Here is a 22,096-nt window from a genome sequence, read left to right as displayed (position 1 = left end):
ATGAAGATCAATTTGAATGTAACGAAGAGCAATACGATATCAGCATTTCTTGCCGGGGTTCTGGTGCATGGCACTCAAGTTGGGATGGGTGTCCTGGGCTTTCAACGAATCATTGCCAAGGAAGCAGGGCATGATGCCTGGATTTCGGTCATACTTGCTGGCTTGATTACTCATGTCACGGTCTGGATCATTATCAAGACCTTACAAAAATACCCTTCAGCCGATCTGTACGGGATTCAAGAAGATGTGTATGGAAGGTGGCTTGGAACAGGCATTAGCCTCCTTTATTTGACTTATTTTTTTATATCGGCGGGAGTTATTCTGCGCAACTACATCGAAGTGGTCCAAACATGGGTGTTTCCGAATTTGCCTACGTGGATTTTGTCTGGAATCATCTTGTTTCTCGTGTATTACACCATTGTGGGGGGGATTAGAGTAGTAGCCGGATATACGTTTTTTTCGATTGCGGTAACGATCTGGCTTTTATGTGATCTTTATTTTCCGCTGCAATACGCGCATTGGGAGTATTTGTTTCCGATCATGGACAGCAGTTTGGAGAACCTTTTCAACGGAATGCTGGCCATGTCTTTGACCAGTGTTGGCTTTGAGGTGATCTACGTGGTTTACCCCTTTGTAGAAAATAAAGATAGGGTCAACAAAAGTACCCAGTGGGCGGTGCTGGTGACGTATCTGGCCTATTTGCTTATCATGCTCGTGTCCCTGGTCTTCTTTAGTCAGGGTCAGCTTATGCGGACGATCTGGGCGACACTCAATCTGCACAAGATGGTGTACCTCCCCGTTCTGGAAAGGTTCGAGCTGGTTGTCATTTCTTTGTGGCTCATCGTCATCTTGCCTAATATTATGTTGTATTTGTGGTGCTCTGCACGTGGACTCAAACGCCTCTTCGGATTCAACTTGCGAACATCGTTGAATTGGATTATGCCCCTGATCTATATTACTTCATTGACGGTGTTTACAAGGCTGGAGATGAATATGATCAATGATTGGTATGGGACAACGAGTATGTATGTTGCATTCCTGTACCCCTATTTTTTGTACATCATGGTTCTGCTAAAGCAGCGAACGCAACCGGCGAAATCGACGAGCAAAGGGGAAAGTGCCTGATGCGACATGATCGAAAATACGCGATGCCCTTGTTGAAGCGGTTTTTGGCGCTGTGGTGTTCGGGCATCTTGATTGTAACAGGCTGCTCGGATCGGCAAATTTTCGATGAGACAGGACTTGCAACGGCTGTCGGCTATGATCTGTTGAAAGATGGCAAAATTCGCGGGACGTCTGTCATGCCTTCCATTAATCCAGAGGCAAGGAATAAGATACAGATCTTATCAGCCACAGGGGAAACCAGCAAAGGAATCCGGGATAAGATGAATTTGCAATCAGACAAAAGAGTATTGGGTGGGCAAATTCGTGTTGCCCTCTACAGTGAAAACTTTGCAAAGAAGGGACTTGGCAGCATCATTGACACGTTGTATCGGGACTCGTCCCTTTCTAGCAGGATTTATCTTTGTGTGTTTGCAGGCGAAACATATGATATGCTGACGTATCCTTATTCAGAACAAGGGAATATTGGAATCTACCTGTATCGTTTGATTGAGCAAAATATCCGTGGGGAAAAAATTCCTTCTTCGACCATGCATGAGTTTTTCCGGGCTTACTATGAAAAAGGGATCGACCCGGTCATGCCGTACATAGAAAGAAAGGGAAATGAACTGAAAATCAAAGGCATCGCCTTATTCAAAGGTGATCGTTATGTGTCATGGGTTACACCCAAGGAAGCCTTTCTACTCAAACTTATCCACGGAAAGTTCCGCATCGGCAGCTATGATACTTCTGTTCCTGTTGCTATTTTTGGGGAGTCACCCAAAAACCACAACAGCAAAAAAGACCAAGTGCAGCTCGTTTTCGATACAATTTCCAGCCATTCGAAAATCAAACTAAGCCAAGTATCCCCACCGATCTTCGATATTCATGTCGAGTTGCATGCTCGAATTTTGGAGTTAACCATCCCGCTAAAGCTAGAAAATGCCAAGCTGATGAAAATTATGGAACATGGCCTGGAGAAAGAGCTTGAAAAAGAATTGCATAAACTGATAAGCAAACTGAAGAGCCTCGATGTTGACCCAACCGGCTTCGGCTCGATCTATCGTTCAAATAGAAGAGGGATGGCAAACATGACGCAGGCGGAATGGCGGAAGATGTTTCAGGACGCGACATTTCGCTTTCACGTAAAGTCAACCATCATCCGCAACGGCGTCATGGATTAAAAAACTTTTCCTTCTATTACTATTGACGTGATATTTCCGAAAAGGATATAATCCGTTTTGTATCATCATGAAATAGAAAAGACGAACATAATATACGTAGATATCTTTCTTATCAAGAGAGGCGGAGGGACAGGCCCTATGAAGCCCGGCAGCCGGTTCATTTTCGGATGAACGTCGCGGTGCCAATTCCTACAAGATTGTTTGGATCTTGTATAGATGAGAAGGGTGGATGCGAACGTATAACATTGCGTTGCAGCCCCTTTTTCGTTTATGAAAAAAGGGGTTTTCTGATTTTATTTAGATTGTGGTCGGGAGGTGGATGCGTTGATCCAACTGCGTCATTTGCATAAAAGCTATCAAGTACAAGGGAAAACCATCCCAGCGTTAACGGGGATCGACCTTTCCATAGAGCAAGGAGAAATATATGGGATCATCGGACACTCTGGTGCAGGGAAAAGTACGTTGATCCGATGCATCAATTTGCTGGAGCGTCCAACTTCAGGGGAAGTTATTGTCGACGGCGTCGATTTGACAAAGCTGGATGAAGGGAAGCTGCAAGCAAAGCGCCGCGCAATTGGCATGATTTTTCAGCACTTCAACTTGCTGTCTTCTTCAACAGTCGGCGAAAATGTCGCTTTTCCGCTTAAGCTGGCAAAGCGTCCGAAGGCAGAAATTGATAAGAAAGTAAACGAGCTGCTGAAGCTGGTTGGCTTGGAGGCACATAAGGACAAATATCCGTCTCAACTGTCTGGCGGACAAAAGCAGCGTGTCGGAATCGCCCGTGCGCTCGCGAATGACCCAAAAGTGCTACTCTGTGACGAAGCTACATCGGCTCTCGATCCGCAGACGACGAACTCCATTTTGGCACTGCTCTTGGATATCAACCGCAAGCTGGGCTTGACCATTGTGTTGATTACCCACGAGATGCACGTTATTCGCTCCATTTGTGATCGTGTTGGCGTCATTGATGGAGGAAAGATCGTCGAGTCGGGTAACGTACTGGATGTATTCCTTCGTCCGCAGCATCTAACAACACAAGAATTCGTGGAACAAGTAGCGGATTCTACAGAGCTACGTGAAGCAGTCGCGCACGAAAAGGCCTCGGGGAACCGCACGATTGCTCGTGTCACCTTCCTCGGAGAAAAAACGTACCAGCCGATCCTGTTCCAAACGATGCAAGAGACCGGTACGGTGTTCAGCATTTTGCAGGGAACAATCTCCCGCATGAAGGATACGCCGTATGGTCAGTTGGTGATCGAGCTGGAAGGCGATGTCGCACAGAATCAAAAGACCATTGAGACGCTGCGCCAACGTGGCTTGGAAGTAGAGGTGATATAAATGGACTGGACATTCGAAAATGTGGATTGGGCTGAAATCGGCGTAGGCACGATGGATACGCTCACGATGCTCGGCTTTTCCACTCTGTTTACTGTCCTGATTGGTTTGCCGCTGGGAATCATTCTATTTTTGACTTCACGCGGACAGCTTCTGCAAAACCGCTCTTTTTATACGATCGCATCATTCGTTGTCAACGTATTGCGTTCGGTACCGTTTATCATTTTGATGATTTTGCTGATTCCTGTGACGAAAATGATCGTAGGAACCTCACTCGGCGTACTGGGTGCTATTCCACCACTCGTATTTGGTGCCGCTCCGTTTTTCGCACGTTTGGTGGAAACCTCTCTACGTGAGATTGATAAAGGCGTGATTGAGGCCGCACAATCCATGGGGGCTTCCAATTGGCAGATCGTCTGGAATGTCCTTTTGCCAGAGTCTAGATCAGGCTTGATCGCGGGTATTACAATTACAACGGTTACGCTGGTATCCTACACTGCAATGTCTGGGGTAATTGGCGGTGGTGGTCTGGGTGACTTGGCGATCCGATACGGTTATCAACGTTTCCAAACCGATGTCATGATTGTGACTGTTGTTATTTTGCTGGTGATGGTACAGATCTTACAATCGCTGGGGGACCGTCTGGTTCTCAAGTTCAGCCGTAAGTAGGATTTTTCCATAAAAGTTATCAAAGAATAAGACAAATACATGCAAGGGGGAAATCATTCATGAAAAAGCTAGTCGTATCTGTACTTTCTACTGTGTTGGCATTTTCTTTGGCAGCTTGCGGAGGCAAAACCGAAACAGCACCTGCTCCAGCTGAAGGTGGCGCACAAGGCGGACAACAGGAAGTAACATTGAAGGTAGGCGCTTCTCCCGTTCCACATGCAGCAATCTTGAAATTCGTTCAACCAAAACTGAAAGAACAAGGCGTGAACCTGGAAATCAAAGAGTTCACCGATTACGTACAACCTAACGTTCAAGTGAACGAGAAACAACTCGACGCAAACTTCTTCCAGCACAAGCCTTACCTGGAAGACTTCAATAAAGGACAAAACATGAACCTGGAGCCAGTAGTGGCTGTACACATCGAGCCATTCGGCGCTTACAGCAAAAAAGTGAAATCAGTGGATGAATTAGCTGATGGCGCAACTATCGCGCTGCCAAACGATCCAACAAACAGCGGTCGCGCACTCGCACTCTTGGAGAAAAACGGCGTGATCAAGCTGAAAGAAGGCGCTGGCATCAGCGGTACAGTGAAAGACGTTGTTGAGAACAAGAAAAACCTGAAGTTCAAAGAAGTAGAAGCAGCAATGCTGCCACGCGTTCTGGAAGAAGTAGATCTGGCGTTGATCAACACCAACTATGCGTTGGAAGCAAAACTTGTTCCAACCAAAGACGCTCTGTTGATTGAAGATAAAGATTCTCCATACGCAAACTTCTTGGTAGCTCGTCCTGACAACAAGGATTCCGAAGCAATGCAAAAGCTGGTGAAAGAACTGAACTCACCTGAAGTGAAAAAGTTCATTGAAGATGAATACAAAGGCGCGATTATTCCAGCGTTCTAAATCAACAAATAATTGATCGATCAACGAAACCCAACTGGCCGAAAAGCTGGTTGGGTTTTACTTTTATTTATAATGTAGTGAATTTTCATAAAATTTAATTAAATCTATACTAACCCAGTTTTCAACCCAATTCCCGTCGAGTATATTGTGTTTGAAATGCGAAAATAAAGATAAGGGGGAATTTTCAGATGAATAGAAATCTCAAGTTGTTTCTTGGCGCGATGCTCGTCGCCGGAAGCGTGTTAGCTGGATGCTCCACGAGTACGCAGCCATCAACGACAACCCCTCCAGCTGAGGGAACCGCGGCGCCAGCTGAAAAGTCTGCAAATGCAAAGCCGCAATTATTTCGGGCGAACATTATGAGTGAGCCTGCGACAGCGGACCCTGGTCTTGCGAAGGATGCCACTGCGGGAGCGATCGTTCGTGCTACGTTTGATGGCTTGACTCGCTTTGATGCAAACGCAAAGCCAGTGAATTCAGTAGCATCCGATGTGAAAATCTCGGATGACAAACTGGTGTATACGTTCACGCTCCGCGACTCCAAATGGAGCAATGGTGATCCAGTCACTGCCCATGACTTCGTGTATGCATGGAAGCGTGCACTCGGCAAGACTTTTGGGGCTGAGTATGCTTATCAGCTGTACTACATTAAAAATGCGCAGCTGATTCACAAAGGCCAGGCGAAGCCCGACGAACTCGGTGCGAAGGCAATCGATGACAAAACACTGGAAGTCACACTTGAGAATCCAACGCCTTACTTCCTGGAGCTGACGGCTTTCTACACGTACTACCCGGTTAACCAAAAAGTAGTGGAGGCCAATCCAAAATGGGCAAACGAAGCGGCGACGCACGTAAGCAACGGTCCATTTAAGATGAAAGCGTGGGAGCACAAGAGCAAGATCGTGCTTGAAAAGAACGAGCACTACTGGGATAAAGACGTAGTGAAGCTCGATCGCATCGAGATCGCGATGATCGAGGACGATAATACAGCCCTGTCCATGTTCGAAAACGGTGAGCTGGATTGGGCAGGTCAGCCACTCGGTGGACTTCCCACCGATGCGATCCCGACACTGAGAGACGCGGGCAAACTTGTTGTTCATCCAAAAGCGACGATGTACTGGTACAAGTTGAATACGACAAAAGGGCCGCTCAGCAATGTGAAAATTCGTAAAGCCTTGGCATACTCGGTTGACCGTAAAACCATCGTGGATAACATCACACAAGTGGGCCAAGTGCCAACGATGGGGATGTTGCCACAATCCATGATTATCAAAAAAGAAGGCTACTTCAAGGATAATGATGTAGAAACGGCCAAAAAGCTGTTGGAAGAAGGTATGAAGGAGCTTAACGTGACAACGCTGCCTCCGATCACCTTGACGTACAACCCAAGCGACAGACATAAGAAAATTGCCGAGGCGCTTCAGGACCAATGGAAACAAAAACTTGGCATTGAAGTAAAGCTCATGGTGAAGGAGGCCACTGTTCACATACAGGATATGCATCAACTTAATTACGAAATAGGCCGTATCGGCTGGAATGCAGACTTTAATGATCCAATGAATTACCTGGAAATGTTCCGGGATGGTAATACAGGCAACAACGACACGGGCTGGGAAGACCCACGCTACCAAGAGCTTCTGAAACGGGCATCAGTAGAAATTGATCCAGAGAAGCGCAAGCAGCTGTTTGGAGAGGCTGAGCAAATCTTCATGGATGCTATGCCTTTGATCCCCATGTTCACGGATGTGGATGTCTGGGTACAAAGCGACAAGGTGAAAGGCGTTCAAGTGGATGGACTCGGATTTATTGACCTGAAGTGGGCAGAAATGACGGAGTAACGAAAATAACAAAAATCCCGAGGCCAACGAAATTGCTGGTCTCGGGATTCTTTTGTATTAGTAGCCAAAATCAAGTGTCTTGCCTGTCTCCGCATACGTCTTGATCGACGAGAGCATCATTGGCCAATTGTTGCTGGCACTTACGTGGGAGGGGTGGTTTTCTGTCCATTGATCTTGAATCAACGTCAGCTTGGTGCAGCCACCAACCGCTTCTAAGGTAATGGTGACGCGAGACTGCAATTCCGCATGATTCTCGTAGTAGGCAGGACCAGGATGTTCAGTGAAACTGAAAATGTGATGAGGTTCGAGCTGCAAGATCTTCCCGTATACATGAACCGTGTCGTCACCGTCTTTTCCCGGACCAACGTAAGCCATCTCATCGCCTACTTGAAAAGTCGAACGAATTGTACAGCCAAAGAAGGTACTCTTTACGCCTTCATCGGAAGTAAGGACATGCCAGACTTGCTCTGGCGTAGCACCAATGTAGAAATCGAAGCGAAGATCCATCGTTTTACCCCCTGATTTTTTCATTTGGGAATTGTAATCAAGTCTCCCAACTACTACTCTTACTATAAGAAGAATTCGGTAGTGTGTATTGTAAAAACACGACAGGAGGCACACCTTGGAAAATCAGACTGCCAAGCTCCCAAAGGGTGTACTGCATGCCATGATTGGGCAGAAGAAATTTTCGCTGGACAGATACGAGCCATCTGCCGAAATGAGCTACTTCGTGCAGCACTACTGGGTCGTCAGGTGGGATTTGCGTACACAACTTCCTTACTCGCAAACCGTACTGGCTCATCCTAATGTGAAACTCGTGTTTGAAAAAGGAGCAACTGGCATTTTTGGTGTAGCCCGCACGACTTCCTCGCATCTTTTAGCGGGACAAGGCCAAGTGTTTGGAGTGAAATTCAGGCCAGGAGGTTTTTATCCGTTTCTGAATGCCCCGGTATCAAAGTTGAGTGGTACTTCTACGAGTCTGGAAGCCTTATTTGGTGTTGGTGTTTCAACCGAGCAGCTTGAGAAAGAAGTGCTCAGCCTGCCAGATGATGAGCAAATGATAAAAAGGGTAGAAGCCTTTCTATTCGAATATTTGCCGAAGCCTGACCCGAATGTAGCGCGCATCAGTGAAATTGTCAGGATGATCCAGGCAGATCGATCCGTACTCAAGGTCGAGGATGCGGTACAGTTGACCGGAATGAACATGCGGACGATGCAGCGTTTGTTTGATCGTTATGTAGGCGTCAGTCCGAAGTCGGTCATCCAACGATACAGACTGCATGAGGCAGCAGAGCAGATTGACCAGGGAACAGTCCAAGATTGGCTGGACCTGTCTACCTCTCTTGGCTACTACGATCACTCTCACTTCATTCGAGATTTTCGAGCAATCGTTGGTGTAGCGCCGAACGAGTATCGACGAGCCCAAATTTAATCATAGTGAACCCCTTCGCCTTCTGGCCGGAGGGGTTGTTTCATTCCTGCATAAATTTTTATATACGAGGCATACTTCATCATGATGAAAATACCAAATTTATTTCCTTTAATAGAATTTGATGTTTGAATAAAACATAATTAATTTTACTTAAAATGTCTTCAATATTACTAAAAATGCAGTATATTTGTGGAGTAGCTTTCAATGAAGTTTTACCGATAGAAAAATAGGGGGTCAACACCGTGAAAAAAAGCGTTTTTGCAGCAATGAGTTCTATCCTGGTTCTGAGTGCGGCGCTGGCAGGCTGTGGCGGCGGCGGTGAGAAAGCAGGCGAGCAAGGCAATGCTTCTAAGGAGCAAACAAGCGGTCCTAAAGAATTGAGAATGAACATGATGTCCGAGCCACCAACTGCTGACCCTGCATTGGCTGAAGATTCTACTTCCAGTGCGGTTCTGCGTGCAACATTTGATGGTCTCACTCGTATTGGCGAAGATGGCAAACCACATCCATCTGTAGCAGAAAAAATTGACGTATCCGAAGATGGTCTTACTTATACATTCACCCTGCGTGACAGCAAATGGAGCAATGGGGAGCCAGTTACTGCAAAGGATTTCGAATTCGCTTGGAAGCGAGCGCTCAATCCGAAAACAGCATCTAACTACTCCTACCAATTGTATTACCTCAAAAATGCAGAAGAATACAACAAGGGTAAAGCAAAAGCTGAAGATGTTGGCGTAAAAGCAAAAGACGATAAAACACTCGTCGTGACTTTGAAAAACCCAACACCATTCTTCTTGGAGCTGACTGCGTTCTATACGTACTTCCCAGTTAACCAAAAAGTAGTGGAAGGCAACGATAAATGGGCGGGCGAAGCAGCTACACACGTAGGTAACGGTCCATTCAAAATGGAAAAATGGGAACATAAGAGCAAATTGGTTCTCGTGAAGAGCGATACCTACTGGGATAAAGACGTTGTAAAACTCGACAAACTCAACTTCTCCATGGTTGAAGATGCAAATACAGAGCTGTCCATGTTCGACAATGACGATTTGGATTGGTCCGGAGCACCTTTGAGCTCACTTCCTACCGATGCGATTCCTGCATTGAAAGAATCCGGCCAAATGCAAACACGCCCGATCGCGGGTACGTACCTGTACAAATTCAATACGGAAGTTCCGCCGTTCAACAACGCGAAAATCCGTAAGGCGTTTGCTTATGCAATCGATCGTAAATCTATCATCGACAACATCACGCAAGCAAACCAAGAACCAGCAATGGGTCTGATCCCGCCAACAATGGCAGTGGCAACAAGCCCGTACTTCAAAGACGGCGATGCAGAAGTAGCGAAAAAATTGCTGGAAGAAGGTATGAAGGAAGAAGGCATTACCAAAATGCCGACCCTTACTCTTTCCTTCAACACGTCTGAAGGTCACAAGAAAATTGCCGAAGCCATCCAAGACCAATGGAAGAAAGCACTCGGCGTAGACATTAAGCTGGAGAACAAAGAATGGAAAGTATTCTTGGAAGATGTAAACCAAGGTAAATTCCAAATCGCACGTTCCAGCTGGACTGGTGACTACAACGATCCATACACATTCTTGGACCTGTTCAAGGACAAAGATGGCGGAAACAACGACACGAAATGGGAAAATCCGAAGTACAAAGAGCTGCTGAACCAGTCTGCTTTGGAAAAAGACCCAGAAAAACGCAAACAAATCCTGGCACAAGCAGAAGCCATTTTCATGGACGAAATGCCAGCAATGCCAATCTACTACTACACTCATTCTTATGTGAAAAAAGACAAAGTAAAAGGTGTAGTACTCGACGGTCTCGGTTTCGTAGACTGGAAATGGGCAGACATTCAATAAGAAAAACCGCATAATACGTTGTAACAAGAGAAGGGTGCTACGGCACTCTTCTTTTTTTATAAACCATTTATAAGAGAGAACAATCGAGCAGAGAATGGATAACGATGTTAGAAATTATAAAATTATAAATTAAATCACTATTGCGATTTTGCTGAATGTAGATAAAGTTGGGTGAATGAAAAAATATATCAACAAATGAAGTTTGGGTCCTCAACTCTGAAAAAACTTGATATTATGCGGTTTTTCGTAGGAATTTCGAGATAGGGATGTTCTGGAAAATTTATTTATCGATCAATATATTTTATAATTCATTAATTCTCTTTATAAATAAATAAAAATTTATTAAATCATTCTAAAACATATTTAAAAAATATATAAAACCATGTATATTGATAAAAGATTTAGAAAAGGGGGATTACTTGTATGAAAAAGAATGTTTTCGTGGCAATGAGTTCTATCCTCGTTCTTGGTGCGGCACTCGCAGGATGCGGTGGCGGAAACCAGGCGGCACCAGCAGATAGCAATGCATCCGCAGGAAAGACAGAAAATTCTGCACCAGCAACTGGCCCTAAATTACTGAAACTGAACCTGCACTCCGAGCCACCAACAGCTGACCCAGGTATCGCGGAAGATACAACTTCCAGCACAATCATCACAGCTACCTTCGAAGGTCTGACTCGCGTTGGTAAAGACGGTAAATATGCTCCAGCAGCAGCAGAGAGCTATACTGTTTCTGAGGACGGTAAAAAATATACATTCAAAATCCGTGATAACAAATGGAGCAACGGCGATCCTGTATCCGCAAAAGATTTCGAATATGCGTGGAAACGTGCTCTTAATCCAAAAACAGCTTCCAACTATGCATACCAATTGTACTATGTGAAGGGCGCAGAAGCCTACAACAAAGGCAAGGGTAAAGTAGAAGACGTTGGCGTAAAAGCAGTTGACGATAAGACACTCGAAGTAGAATTGGCGAACCCAACTCCATTCTTCCTGGAGCTGGTTGCATTCAAAACATACTTCCCAGTTAATCCAAAAGTAGTAGATGGCAACGAGAAATGGGCTACCGATGCGAAAACAGTTATTGGTAACGGTCCATTCAAAATGGATTCTTGGGAGCACAAGAGCAAGCTCGTAGTTTCCAAAAACGACAACTACTGGGATAAAGACAATGTAAAATTGGACAAAATCGAATTCTCCATGGTAGAGGATGAGAATACTGAGCTGTCCATGTACGAAAACGGTGAACTGCACTGGGCAGGTGCTCCAACATCTGCGTTGCCAACAGACGCGATCCCGGCTTTGAAAGACTCCGGAAAAATGACAACTCAGCCAATCGCGGGTACTTACTTCTACCGTTTCAACACAGAAAAACCACCATTCAACAACGTAAAAATCCGTAAAGCGTTTGCCTATGCGATCGATCGTCAAAGCCTGATCGACAACATCCTGCAAGCTGGTCAATTGCCTGCAACAGGCTATGTACCACCAAGCATGGCACTGAACAAAGACGGTTTCTACAAGGATAATGACATCGAGACAGCGAAGAAATTGCTCGAAGAAGGATTGAAAGAAGAGGGTCTTAGCAAATTCCCGGCACTTACTCTTTCCTTCAACACTTCCGAAGGTCACAAAAAGATTGCTGAAGCAATCCAAGACCAATGGAAGAAAAATCTGGGCGTAGACGTAAAGCTCGAGAACAAAGAGTGGAAGGTATACCTGGATGACGTACACCAAGGTAAATACCAAGTGGCTCGTGCAGGCTGGTTGGGAGACTTCAACGATCCAATCAACTTCCTGGAAATGTTCAAGGAAAAAGACGGCGGAAACAACGATACTCGTTGGGAAAATCCGAAGTACAAAGAACTCCTGAACCAATCCGCTCTGGAGCTAGACCCAGAAAAACGTAAAGCAATCCTGGCACAAGCGGAGCAAATCCTGATGGATGAAATGCCAATTATGCCAATCTACTACTACACACAATCTTGGGTGAAAGACGACAAGGTTCAAGACGTAATCATCGATGGTCTGGGTGCTGTAGACTACAAATACGCAGATATCGCAGAAAAGAAATAATAGCTATGTATGTAAAAGAAGAGCGGTGTTATACTCACCTCTCTTCTTTTTTTATCTATTTAATATCCAAATTTTTACACTTTTCATGTATACTAATTATTGGAAGATTTTCATTAAGAAAATAGGGGTGTGTATGATGAAAAAGAGTGTTTTTCTGGCTTTGAGTTCAATCCTCGTTTTCGGTGGAATGATGACAGGGTACGAAGGCGCTATCCAAGCAGCTGAACCTAAAGTATTAAGAATGAATCTGCAAGGGGAGCCTCCTACAGCAGACCCAGGAATTGCGGAGGATACTACCTCTAGTACGATCATCACAGCTACATTCGAAGGTCTGACACGTCTCGGAACAGATGGAAAGCTGCACCCAGCCGCTGCCGAGAGCTTTACCGTTTCTGCGGATGGGAAGACTTATACATTCAAGATTCGTGAAGCAAAATGGAGCAACGGCGATCCAGTAACGGCATATGACTTCGAATATGCTTGGAAACGTGCTCTCGATCCAAAGACAGCTTCTAACTACGCCTACCAGTTGTATTATGTGAAAGGTGCAGAAGACTTCAACAAAGGGATTGGCAAGGCGGGAGACGTTGGCGTAAAGGCGATTGACGATAAGACGCTAAAAGTGGAACTGACAAACTCGACACCATTTTTCCCGGAGCTGGTTGCTTTTAAAACATACTTCCCAGTGAACAAGAAGGTAGTCGAAGGTAACAAAAAATGGGCTGAGGAGGCCAAGACGGTTGTTGGCAATGGGCCATTCAAAATGGAAACATGGAAACACAATAGCAATCTGACTGTTGTGAAAAACGAGAAGTACTGGGATAAAGCCAATGTAAAATTGGATAAGATCGAATTCACCATGATAGAAGATGAGAATACGGAATTATCCATGTTTGATAACGACGAACTGGATTGGGCTGGTGCTCCAAACTCCTCGCTGCCAACCGATGCACTTCCGGTTTTGAGGGAAGCTGGCATCTTGAAGACACAGCCAATCGCCGGTGCCTATTTTTATCGTTTCAATACAGAGCAAGCACCGTTTACCAACGCAAAAATTCGTAAGGCGTTCGCGTATGCAATTAAACGTGAAAGCATCACCACCGATATCCTGCAAGCTGGTCAAGTACCGGCAACAGGCTATGTACCTCCGAGCATGGCGTTGAACAAAGACGGTTACTTCAAAGATAATGACCTTAAAGTTGCAAAGAAATTACTGGTAGAAGGTATGGAGGAAGAGGGTATCTCCAAACTCCCGCCAATCACACTCATCTACAACACATCCGAAGGGCATAAAAAGATCGCAAAAGAAATACAAGCTCAATGGAAGAAAAACCTCGGTGTAGATATAAAGCTCGAAAATAAAGAATGGAAGGTATACTTAGAAGACGTTCACCAAGGTAAGTATCAAATCGCTCGTGGAGGCTGGTTGGGTGACTTCAATGATCCCATCAACTTCTTGGATATGTTCCAGGAAAAAGACGGCGGAAACAACGATACACGTTGGGAAAATCCAAAGTACAAGGAACTCCTGAACCAATCCGCTCTGGAGCAAGACCTGGAGAAGCGCAAAGCAATTCTACTGCAGGCGGAGCAAATCCTGATGGACGAAATGCCAATCATGCCAATCTACTTCTATGCGAACTCTTGGGTGCAGAACGAAAATCTGAAAGATGTCGTGATGGATGGACTTGGGGATGTTGACTTCAAATATGCGGATATCACCAAAAAATAAGAATGCAGGAGAAGAGGGCTATTTTCGTGTCCCTCTTCTTTTTTTTAGTCTCATGGACAAATGACCAATCCATTACGCCCTTGGCTACATAGAGTAAAAAGGAACTAACTGCAACCAGGGGGGATATTGATGGATATTGGTTCTTTGCTCAACATTGTCAAATCAATTCCTAAGGAAAAGCTGAGGACAGATGCGGGAATCAAGGAAGTCATTCGTGAAATGGCCAAAAAGTCAGGGAAAAAATTGACCGAGCAAGAGGTAAACAGTTATGCTGCGCAGTTTCGTCAGATGCAGAAAACAGAAAATGTCGGAAGCCTGTTGAATAAGCTTTCGAAAAAAGGTGTCACTGCAAAGGATTTGGAAAATATAAAAAAACGTTTTAGATAAGGGGGTAGAGTGAGGAGGGAGGTGGGATTATCGTTGAAAAAATGAAAGCGAAAAAGAAGCAGGCTGTCCCCAGGGGCAATTTGCAAGAATCGATCAACAAACTAGCGGATGCACAGCATGCAAACAATGCCCAAATGATGAGAGAAATGAGTCAGGTGCGACAGGAGCTGCAGGATATGAAGAATACACTGGGGCGTCTCAAACAAGCACCTCCAAGAAGTACAGGAGAACGTCGAGGGCTGCTGTTTGGAGGACGACGGAATGCCGCTCAAGTGGAAGCTGTACCCCAACCACAAAAGCCTGCCATTTCTATCGAAGACTTACTACCGCTTTTACCGTATCTAGGCGACGCTATTCCCCAATTGAAAAACCCCAAGGTAGCCGACTCCATTAAGGTGCTGTCGAATCCAGCTGTGATTTCGCTGATCCAGCAATTTCTTGCCAACGGGGGCTTGAACATGATAAAAAAACCGGTTCAAGAAGTAAGTAGGCAAGAGAGAAGGGGATTTTTTCGATAACAAATGATTAGTTGCAAAGACTGTCTCGCGGGGCTTGCGGAGGCGGTCTTTTCATTTTGGTACCAAAAGACTATAAACTTTACAGATCATATAGCGTCTAATAGAATGGTGAACGTTGCACATTGGCTGACGCCACATAACGAAGAAAACAGACATCACGGAGGAGGTCAGGATGAAGAGACGATTTTACCCTCTGCTTTTTGCATTGCTGGTCCTACTGCTAATCCCCGGTTGGGCGGTTGCAGCAAGCAGTGCTTCAGAGGAAGCTGTCAATCTCATGATTGGTGGACAAGCAGTGAATGCTGAAGTGCCGCCAGTCATCAAGAATGGACGCACGTTGGTTCCCGTCCGTGTCATCGCCGAAGGGCTAGGTGCAAAAGTGGATTGGAATGAAGCTACTCGAACAGCTGTCATTTCCAAAGGCACGCAGCAGCTCTCCCTTACACTTGACTCCAGTTCGGCAATGTTGAACGGTAAACAAGTGAAGCTCGATACGCCGCCTGTTATTTCACAAAAGCGTATGCTGCTGCCACTGCGTTTTGTCGGGGAGTCACTTGGTGTTACAGTCGGGTGGGACAACAGCACACGAACTGTCATTGCAAACGAAACACCACAGGTAAAGCTGAATGGCAAGGCCCCAACCCAGCCGATCAAGCTGTATCAAGTGGAAGACACGATGTACGCGTCCGCACAGGCTGTAGCTGAGCAAGTGGGACAAAAAGGCTTTGCGTGGAAACGACCTGAGCGCGGGATGACGATTGATGATCAGTTGGTCCTCCCATTACGTCAATTGGAGGACGAGCTTGGCGGGTCATTTGCGTGGGACAAGAAAAATAATCAGGTTGAGATCGATCGCCTCAATGTTTTGAAAGATGTATCTAAGGATGGCGACCGTGTTCGTATTGAAACGACCATACCTGTAATTCCTCAGTCCTTTGTGATGACAGGTCCTCACCGGATCGTCTTGGATCTCCCACAAACAGCATTGGATGATGATTTAATCGAAGATCTAAAACGTCAAGACGAGAAACATGATAGTGTAGGTGAATCCGAGGAAATAGCCTCCGCTGATGATGAAGACCAAGACAGAGATTCAGATTCTGATGAACAGAATCAGGCAGAACAAGCGAAAGAAGAACCTCTCATCGCTGACCTGCGTTACAGCCAATACAGTGCATCTCCTGACACAGTTCGCGTCGTCATTGAGCTGAACCAAAAGAGCGCGTATGAGCTGGCTTACACGGAAGACGGTATCGAAGTAAAATTGACGCCAAAACCGAAGAAAACGGGCTACCTGATCGTCGTTGACGCCGGTCATGGAGGAAAAGACCCGGGGACTTCTAGTGCTGCTGACAAGCGTGAAAAAGATTTCACTTTGGCTGTAGCCAATAAAGTCGTTGCTTTGCTGAAGCAATATCCAGAATTTCAGGTCGTTCCAGTACGGACAACGGATGTGTTTTATGAACTGTCAGAGCGAGTTGCTATTGCCAATGATCTGGAAGCAGACTTGTTCTTGTCCATTCATGCCAACTCATTCCCGAAACCAACAGCGGCTGGGACAGAAACTTTCTATTATAATGAAAACAGTAAAGCTTTTGCCCAATTGGTACATAAACATTTACAAGGGGCAACGCAGTTCCCGGATCGTGGAGTCAAGAAATCAGGCTTTTATGTGATCAAAAACACAAAAATGCCTGCCGTATTGACCGAGACAGGCTTTCTCTCCAATCCACAGGAGAGTGCGCAGCTAATGAATCCGGCATTCCAAGATAAAATCGCGAAAGCTATGGTTACGGCTATTCGTGAATACTACGAGTCTTATCAGTAAGGGGGCTTTTCACGATGAAAAAAAGTCGAGTGATCTGGATGGCAGCGTTAGTGATGCTGCTTTTGGCCGGATGTGGGCAAAACGCGACAGAAACACCACAGCCAACCACACCAGTAGAACAGCCATCTGGTTCAAACACTGATCCATCGACAACAGAGCCGACTCTGAAAAAGCAAATGGTCACCGTTTACTATTCAGATAATAACGTGATGGAGCTGCAAAAAGAAGAGCAAGAGATCACGTTTGCCGAAGATATCGAGAAGTACAAAAAGGCACTGTCCCTGCTGGAGACGCCTGTGAAGCCAGACGTGCACATTCCACTGTGGAAAGACTTCAAGTACCATTCGATCACATTTGATAAAGGAACCCTGACGATTGATGCGGATAGCAAGAATCAGTTCAATATGGGTTCAAGTGGCGAGACGATGGCTTTGGATGCGTTGAAGAATACATTCTTTCAGTTCTCGGAAGTAAAGGAAATTGTCTTCTTAGAGGATGGCAAGAAAGTAGAAACGCTGATGGGGCACGTAGATCTCTCTGAGCCACTGAAACGAGACAATTAATTCATCACCATAAAGGGGGCACATCCTGTTAATCGGGATGTGCCGCTTTTTTTCTCGTATCGTGGCTGTCGTAGGGAGAAGAATATTTCCAGTCTAGGCTCCAGGCTCCGTCCTGCTGGGGGTTGAGACTGTCCGCTCCGAAGCGATTAACGGGGAAACGCAAAAGTGGTAGCCGCTTCGTCGCATGGGCACGTTGCATTTCTTTTGCCCGCTAATCGCTTCTCCGCTCGGTAGGACTCCACAAGTCGCTACGTCTGGAAATATTCTTCTCTGTCGTGACTGAGTACATTCTTCAATCTTTTTTTAAGGCTTTTAAAACCTCGAATAGCACGGAAAGCTCGTAGAGGAAACAGGAGAAATAAGCGAAGATCTTTGGTACACCGACCGAGGCGTAATGAAAAAAAGCGAAACAAGCTTTTAGCGTCCACCTCTGAGACACCTCTTGAATGGACCACTTTGGACGCGGGTTTCGCTTTTTTTCATGGAGGCGGGCAATGAATCCCTCAGCGGGTGGGACAAGAAGCTGAGCGTTTTCTCCTGTTTCCTCCTCTCCCCAACAGCCGGACAGCGGGACATCTTTTTTTATGTTGGTGTTTCTTCCCGATCCGTGAAAAGAAACTTGATGGCATACACCCCAAACAAGCCTACCATCGTATACACGATTCGACTTACGATAGACTCCGCTCCCCCAAACAAGCTTGCGACTAAATCAAACTGAAATAACCCGATTAATCCCCAGTTCAGGGCACCAATGATAACAAACAGCAAGGCCAGCCGATCCATATGGACACCCCCAGAAAAGAATAGGGACATTATTCCCATGTTTGCGGTTTGACAACAGGAATCCCTCCATCTTTAAGAAAGCTTTACATTCACAACATAATACGACAACATTCCCGCTGTATAGTTTGTACTTGTAAGAGAGAAAAAACAAACCGAACCTTTTAAGGAGGATTTTCATCCAATGAAAAAACTCAGCAAAATGTTTATTGCGCTGACATGTGTAGGGGCATTACTCGCGGGGTGTGGAAGCGGCAACACTGCGCAGACTCCAGCACCAGCGCAACAACCAGCTAAAGAGCAAAGCAACTCTGGTTCGACACCAAAAACTTCCGGTGAACCTGTAACAGCAGTGGGTTCTACCGCTTTACAGCCTCTGGTCGAGCAAGCGGCCAAAGACTTTATGGCAAAAAATGCAGGCGCACAAATCCAAGTACAAGGCGGAGGAAGCGGCACGGGCTTGAGCCAAGTAGCAAGCGGTGCAGCAACGATCGGTAACTCCGATATTTTTGCAGAAGAGAAAAAAGGCATTCCAGCAAACGAACTGGTAGACCATAAAGTAGCGGTTGTCGGTATGGCAGCAGCAGTAAGCCCGCAAGTAAAAGTAGACAACTTGACTAAGCAACAATTGATCGACATCTTCACTGGTAAAATCACCAACTGGAAAGACGTTGGCGGTGAAGACATGAAGATCACGCTGGTTAACCGTCCGAAATCTTCCGGAACTCGCGCGACATTCAGCAAATTCGCGTTGGATGGTAAAGAAGAAGCAGAAGGTATCACAGAGGATTCCTCCGGTACTGTTCGCAAAATCATTGCTGAAACACCAGGTGCAATTGGTTACTTGGCTCTGTCCTACTTCAATGACTCTGTAAAAGCTCTGAAATTGGATGGTGTGGAAGCAAACGCAGAAAACATTACATCGAACAAATATCCAGTATGGGCGTACGAGCATATGTACACCAAAGGTGAAGCAGCTGGCGATGCAAAAGCGTTCCTGGACTTCATCCTGACTGACGAAGTACAAAAGAAAACTGTAACAGAATTGGGCTTCCTGCCAATCACAGATATGAAAGTGGAACGTGATGCAGAAGGCAAAGTAACACAAAAATAAGCGTTATCGTCAACAGCAAAATAGAGGGGTAGGGGGGCCTTCCCCTCATTTTGCTTGCGTACAGTCGTTTTCTTTCCAGGAGGGAGAACATGAGCCATCGTACTGAAGGGGTAAATACAGAGCGTAAATCGATGATTGCGCAAAAAATGCTGACAACGAACAAGCGTCAAAAGACAGAGAATATTACCGGCAAAACCATCGCGATGATTTGTGCGGGTTTGCTCGTTATTGTTGTTTTATCCATCACCTATTTTATTGCTTCAAAAGGGCTGTCGACGTTCTTCGTCGATGGAGTAAGCTTCAAAGAATTTTTAACGCATGACAAATGGGACCCAGAAGGTGAACCATCCGCGTATGGTGTGTTGCCCTTTATCCTCGGTTCGTTTTTCGTAACGGCACTGGCTGCTTTGATTGCCGCGCCACTTGGAATCGGCGCCGCTATTTTTATGACAGAGATCTTTCCTGGCTTCGGGAAAAAAGTATTGAAGCCGGTTATCGAGCTGTTGGTTGGTATTCCATCAGTCGTTTACGGTTATGTTGGACTAACTTTGCTTGTTCCATTTATTCGCGAACAATTTGATGTTCTTGGCTTCAGCTTATTGGCAGGGGGACTTGTTCTTGCCCTGATGATTTTGCCTACCATTACGAGTGTGGCAGCAGATGCAATTGAGGCTGTTCCGCAAGATTTGCGCAACGCTTCACTCGCGCTGGGTGCTACTCGCTGGCAAACCATTTGGAATGTCGTGTTGCATTCCGCGCTTCCTGGCTGTTTAACGGCCATTGTTTTGGGGATGTCTCGCGCTTTTGGAGAAGCTTTGGCTGTGCAAATGGTTATCGGTAACACAACGAAGCTGCCAGGCGGTTTGTTCGAACCGATCAGTACGCTCACTAGCGGTATTACATTGAACATGGGGAATACGATTCAAGGAACTCCGTATAACAATGCTCTCTGGTCAATGGCTTTGCTGCTCTTGGCGATGTCTTTCATCTTTATCGTGATTTTGCGCCTGTTGGGCAGAAAGAGGTTGGCGAAATAGATGAAAGCGAGACTGATGGACCGCGCTGCTACTGTTGTTTTGACACTGATTGCCGTACTGATTATTGGTACCTTGGTGGGACTATTGGGCTTCATTCTCTCTCAAGGTTGGCATAAGCTGAATCTCGACTTTTTGACCTCTCCGCCGGATATCGTCAATGCGGGTGGCGGGATTGGACCACAGCTTTTCAACTCGTTGTACTTGCTGGTCCTGACCATGCTGATCGCGTTGCCACTCGGAATCGGAGCAGGCATTTATATGGCCGAATATGCGCCGGATAACAAGATTACACAGTTTATCCGCATGAGTATAGAAGTATTGTCTTCCCTTCCGTCTATCGTAGTTGGTTTGTTTGGATTACTCGTGTTCGTAAATATGACTGGCTGGGGCTATACCCTGTTTGGTGGAGCACTTGCGCTGACAGTATTTAACCTGCCACTCTTGGTTCGCGTAACAGAGGATGCACTGCGCAACGTACCTCGCAGTCAAAAGGAAGCGAGTCTCGCGCTTGGTATTACCAAATGGCGTACCATCGTGTCTGTCATCCTTCCAGCAGCGCTCCCAGGTATCATTACGGGTGCCATTCTGGCATCTGGCCGTGTATTTGGGGAAGCGGCTGCCTTGCTGTTTACAGCAGGGATGTCTTCACCGAATCTGGATTTCACCGACTTCTCATTGAATAGTACGACCTCACCGTTGAACCCGTTCCGTCCTGCCGAGACCTTGGCCGTGCATATTTGGAAGGTAAACAGCGAGGGGCTGACACCGGATGCGCGTGATGTCGCAGATGGCGCGGCTGCTGTTCTGATTATTGCCGTCTTGCTCTTTAACCTTTCCGCTCGTTGGTTCGGGAATTGGGTTTACAAAAAGATGACGTCAGGATCAAACTAAGAAGAGGTAGGTGGCAGCCATGTCCGTACTGACCATGCAAGAAACGATCATTCAGACGAATAACGTGAATGTATACTACGGAGAGAAGCAAGCCGTAAAAAATATATCAATGGATATTGAACGTAACTCCGTGACGGCCTTTATCGGTCCGTCCGGATGTGGGAAATCGACGCTTCTACGGAGCTTGAACCGGATGAATGATCTGGTTCCTTCTTGTCGTGTAGAGGGCTCCATTATTGTAGATGGTATCGACATTAACAGCTCGCAAGTAAACATCGAGAGCCTGCGCCAAGTGGTAGGAATGGTGTTCCAACGAGCGAATCCATTTTTCAAATCGATCTATGAAAACATCGCATTTGCACCGCGTTTCCACGGGATGACCAATAGACGTGATTTGGATGAATTGGTTGAGTCGAGCTTGCGAAAAGCAGCGCTTTGGGATGAGGTAAAGGATCGTCTTCGCGATTCAGCGCTCTCCCTTTCTGGTGGACAGCAGCAAAGGCTTTGTATCGCGCGTGCAATCGCGATGCAACCAACCATTTTGCTGTTGGACGAACCGGCTTCCGCTCTCGATCCGATCTCTACCATGAAAATCGAAGAGCTTGTCATGCAGCTAAAAGATGAGTATACGATCGTGATCGTTACCCATAACCTCCATCAGGCAGCGCGAATTTCGGAGAAAACCGCCTTCTTCCTGATGGGTGAGCTGATCGAGATGGATGAGACGGGGAAAATCTTCACATCACCTGAGAACGAAAAAACCGAAGCGTATATTAGCGGACGTTTTGGTTGATAGAAAAATAATAGCCCTCCCGAGCACATGTTGAAGTGCACCCCTTAGAAT

The 22,096-nt window shown here is 46.0% G+C and carries 20 protein-coding genes and 1 riboswitch; of the genes, 18 read left to right on the top strand and 2 right to left on the bottom strand.

What is annotated here, in order from left to right:
* The 6 genes from C7R92_RS15200 (at nt 1) to C7R92_RS15175 (ending at nt 7,026) form a co-directional block, all read left to right on the top strand.
* Nucleotides 1–1,125: a GerAB/ArcD/ProY family transporter gene (locus C7R92_RS15200; RefSeq protein ID WP_106834827.1), complete on the top strand. Its 1,125-nt coding sequence runs from the start codon at nt 1–3 to the stop codon at nt 1,123–1,125.
* Nucleotides 1,125–2,285, top strand: coding sequence for a Ger(x)C family spore germination protein (locus tag C7R92_RS15195; RefSeq protein ID WP_106834826.1), 1,161 nt, complete (start codon nt 1,125–1,127; stop codon nt 2,283–2,285). The genes C7R92_RS15200 and C7R92_RS15195 overlap by 1 nt, the downstream gene beginning before the upstream one ends.
* 106 nt (nt 2,286–2,391) lie before the next feature.
* Nucleotides 2,392–2,508, top strand: a riboswitch (SAM riboswitch).
* 101 nt (nt 2,509–2,609) lie between these two features.
* Entirely contained in the window at nt 2,610–3,623 is a 1,014-nt protein-coding gene (locus C7R92_RS15190; protein ID WP_106834825.1) for a methionine ABC transporter ATP-binding protein, read from the top strand.
* Nucleotides 3,624–4,289 carry a methionine ABC transporter permease gene (locus C7R92_RS15185; protein ID WP_106834824.1) on the top strand — a complete coding sequence of 222 codons (666 nt, stop codon included), beginning with the start codon at nt 3,624–3,626 and terminating at the stop codon, nt 4,287–4,289.
* Between the two features lie 59 nt (nt 4,290–4,348).
* A complete protein-coding gene (locus C7R92_RS15180; protein WP_106834823.1) occupies nt 4,349–5,188 on the top strand; it encodes a MetQ/NlpA family ABC transporter substrate-binding protein in 840 nt (279 codons plus the stop codon).
* A gap of 188 nt (nt 5,189–5,376) precedes the next feature.
* Nucleotides 5,377–7,026: a peptide ABC transporter substrate-binding protein gene (locus tag C7R92_RS15175; RefSeq protein ID WP_106834822.1), complete on the top strand. Its 1,650-nt coding sequence runs from the start codon at nt 5,377–5,379 to the stop codon at nt 7,024–7,026.
* A gap of 57 nt (nt 7,027–7,083) precedes the next feature.
* Here the strand turns inward: C7R92_RS15175 and C7R92_RS15170 are convergent, their stop codons facing one another.
* Nucleotides 7,084–7,533 (bottom strand): SRPBCC family protein, encoded by a 450-nt coding sequence (locus C7R92_RS15170; RefSeq protein WP_106834821.1) that lies wholly within the window; start codon nt 7,531–7,533, stop codon nt 7,084–7,086.
* 115 nt (nt 7,534–7,648) lie between these two features.
* Here C7R92_RS15170 and C7R92_RS15165 point away from each other — a divergent pair, with 115 nt between their 5' ends.
* From C7R92_RS15165 to C7R92_RS15130, 8 genes are all read left to right on the top strand, one after another.
* Complete coding sequence (locus tag C7R92_RS15165; RefSeq protein ID WP_208636210.1) at nt 7,649–8,458, top strand: AraC family transcriptional regulator; 810 nt, start codon at nt 7,649–7,651, stop codon at nt 8,456–8,458.
* A 242-nt stretch (nt 8,459–8,700) separates the two neighbouring features.
* A complete protein-coding gene (locus C7R92_RS15160) occupies nt 8,701–10,326 on the top strand; it encodes a peptide ABC transporter substrate-binding protein (RefSeq protein WP_106834820.1) in 1,626 nt (541 codons plus the stop codon).
* Nucleotides 10,327–10,749: 423 nt separating this feature from the next.
* Nucleotides 10,750–12,402 carry a peptide ABC transporter substrate-binding protein gene (locus tag C7R92_RS15155; protein WP_069852078.1) on the top strand — a complete coding sequence of 551 codons (1,653 nt, stop codon included), beginning with the start codon at nt 10,750–10,752 and terminating at the stop codon, nt 12,400–12,402.
* A 136-nt stretch (nt 12,403–12,538) separates the two neighbouring features.
* Nucleotides 12,539–14,134, top strand: coding sequence for a peptide ABC transporter substrate-binding protein (locus C7R92_RS15150; protein WP_106834819.1), 1,596 nt, complete (start codon nt 12,539–12,541; stop codon nt 14,132–14,134).
* Between the two features lie 129 nt (nt 14,135–14,263).
* Nucleotides 14,264–14,521: a hypothetical protein gene (locus C7R92_RS15145; protein WP_106834818.1), complete on the top strand. Its 258-nt coding sequence runs from the start codon at nt 14,264–14,266 to the stop codon at nt 14,519–14,521.
* Between the two features lie 41 nt (nt 14,522–14,562).
* A complete protein-coding gene (locus C7R92_RS15140) occupies nt 14,563–15,039 on the top strand; it encodes a hypothetical protein (RefSeq protein WP_017247271.1) in 477 nt (158 codons plus the stop codon).
* Nucleotides 15,040–15,211: 172 nt separating this feature from the next.
* Nucleotides 15,212–16,867 carry an N-acetylmuramoyl-L-alanine amidase family protein gene (locus tag C7R92_RS15135; protein WP_106834817.1) on the top strand — a complete coding sequence of 552 codons (1,656 nt, stop codon included), beginning with the start codon at nt 15,212–15,214 and terminating at the stop codon, nt 16,865–16,867.
* Between the two features lie 14 nt (nt 16,868–16,881).
* A complete protein-coding gene (locus C7R92_RS15130; protein ID WP_106834816.1) occupies nt 16,882–17,430 on the top strand; it encodes a GerMN domain-containing protein in 549 nt (182 codons plus the stop codon).
* Nucleotides 17,431–18,012: 582 nt separating this feature from the next.
* On the opposite strand, the gene C7R92_RS15125 is transcribed toward C7R92_RS15130, so the two are convergent.
* On the bottom strand, nt 18,013–18,213 hold the full coding sequence (locus C7R92_RS15125; RefSeq protein WP_106834815.1) for a DUF378 domain-containing protein: 201 nt from the start codon (nt 18,211–18,213) through the stop codon (nt 18,013–18,015).
* A gap of 181 nt (nt 18,214–18,394) precedes the next feature.
* On the opposite strand from C7R92_RS15125, the gene C7R92_RS15120 reads away from it, so the two are divergent.
* From C7R92_RS15120 to pstB, 4 genes are all read left to right on the top strand, one after another.
* On the top strand, nt 18,395–19,324 hold the full coding sequence (locus C7R92_RS15120; RefSeq protein ID WP_017247275.1) for a phosphate ABC transporter substrate-binding protein PstS family protein: 930 nt from the start codon (nt 18,395–18,397) through the stop codon (nt 19,322–19,324).
* 89 nt (nt 19,325–19,413) lie between these two features.
* Nucleotides 19,414–20,361, top strand: coding sequence for a phosphate ABC transporter permease subunit PstC (gene pstC / locus C7R92_RS15115; protein WP_017247276.1), 948 nt, complete (start codon nt 19,414–19,416; stop codon nt 20,359–20,361).
* Complete coding sequence (gene pstA, locus C7R92_RS15110; protein ID WP_017247277.1) at nt 20,362–21,252, top strand: phosphate ABC transporter permease PstA; 891 nt, start codon at nt 20,362–20,364, stop codon at nt 21,250–21,252.
* A gap of 19 nt (nt 21,253–21,271) precedes the next feature.
* On the top strand, nt 21,272–22,045 hold the full coding sequence (pstB, locus tag C7R92_RS15105; RefSeq protein WP_017247278.1) for a phosphate ABC transporter ATP-binding protein PstB: 774 nt from the start codon (nt 21,272–21,274) through the stop codon (nt 22,043–22,045).
* Nucleotides 22,046–22,096 lie beyond the last annotated feature (51 nt).

The sequence above is a fragment of the Brevibacillus porteri genome (genome assembly GCF_003013475.1).
In the GTDB taxonomy this organism is placed as follows: Bacteria; Bacillota; Bacilli; order Brevibacillales; family Brevibacillaceae; genus Brevibacillus; species Brevibacillus porteri.
This window is presented reverse-complemented; position numbering and strand designations above follow the sequence as displayed.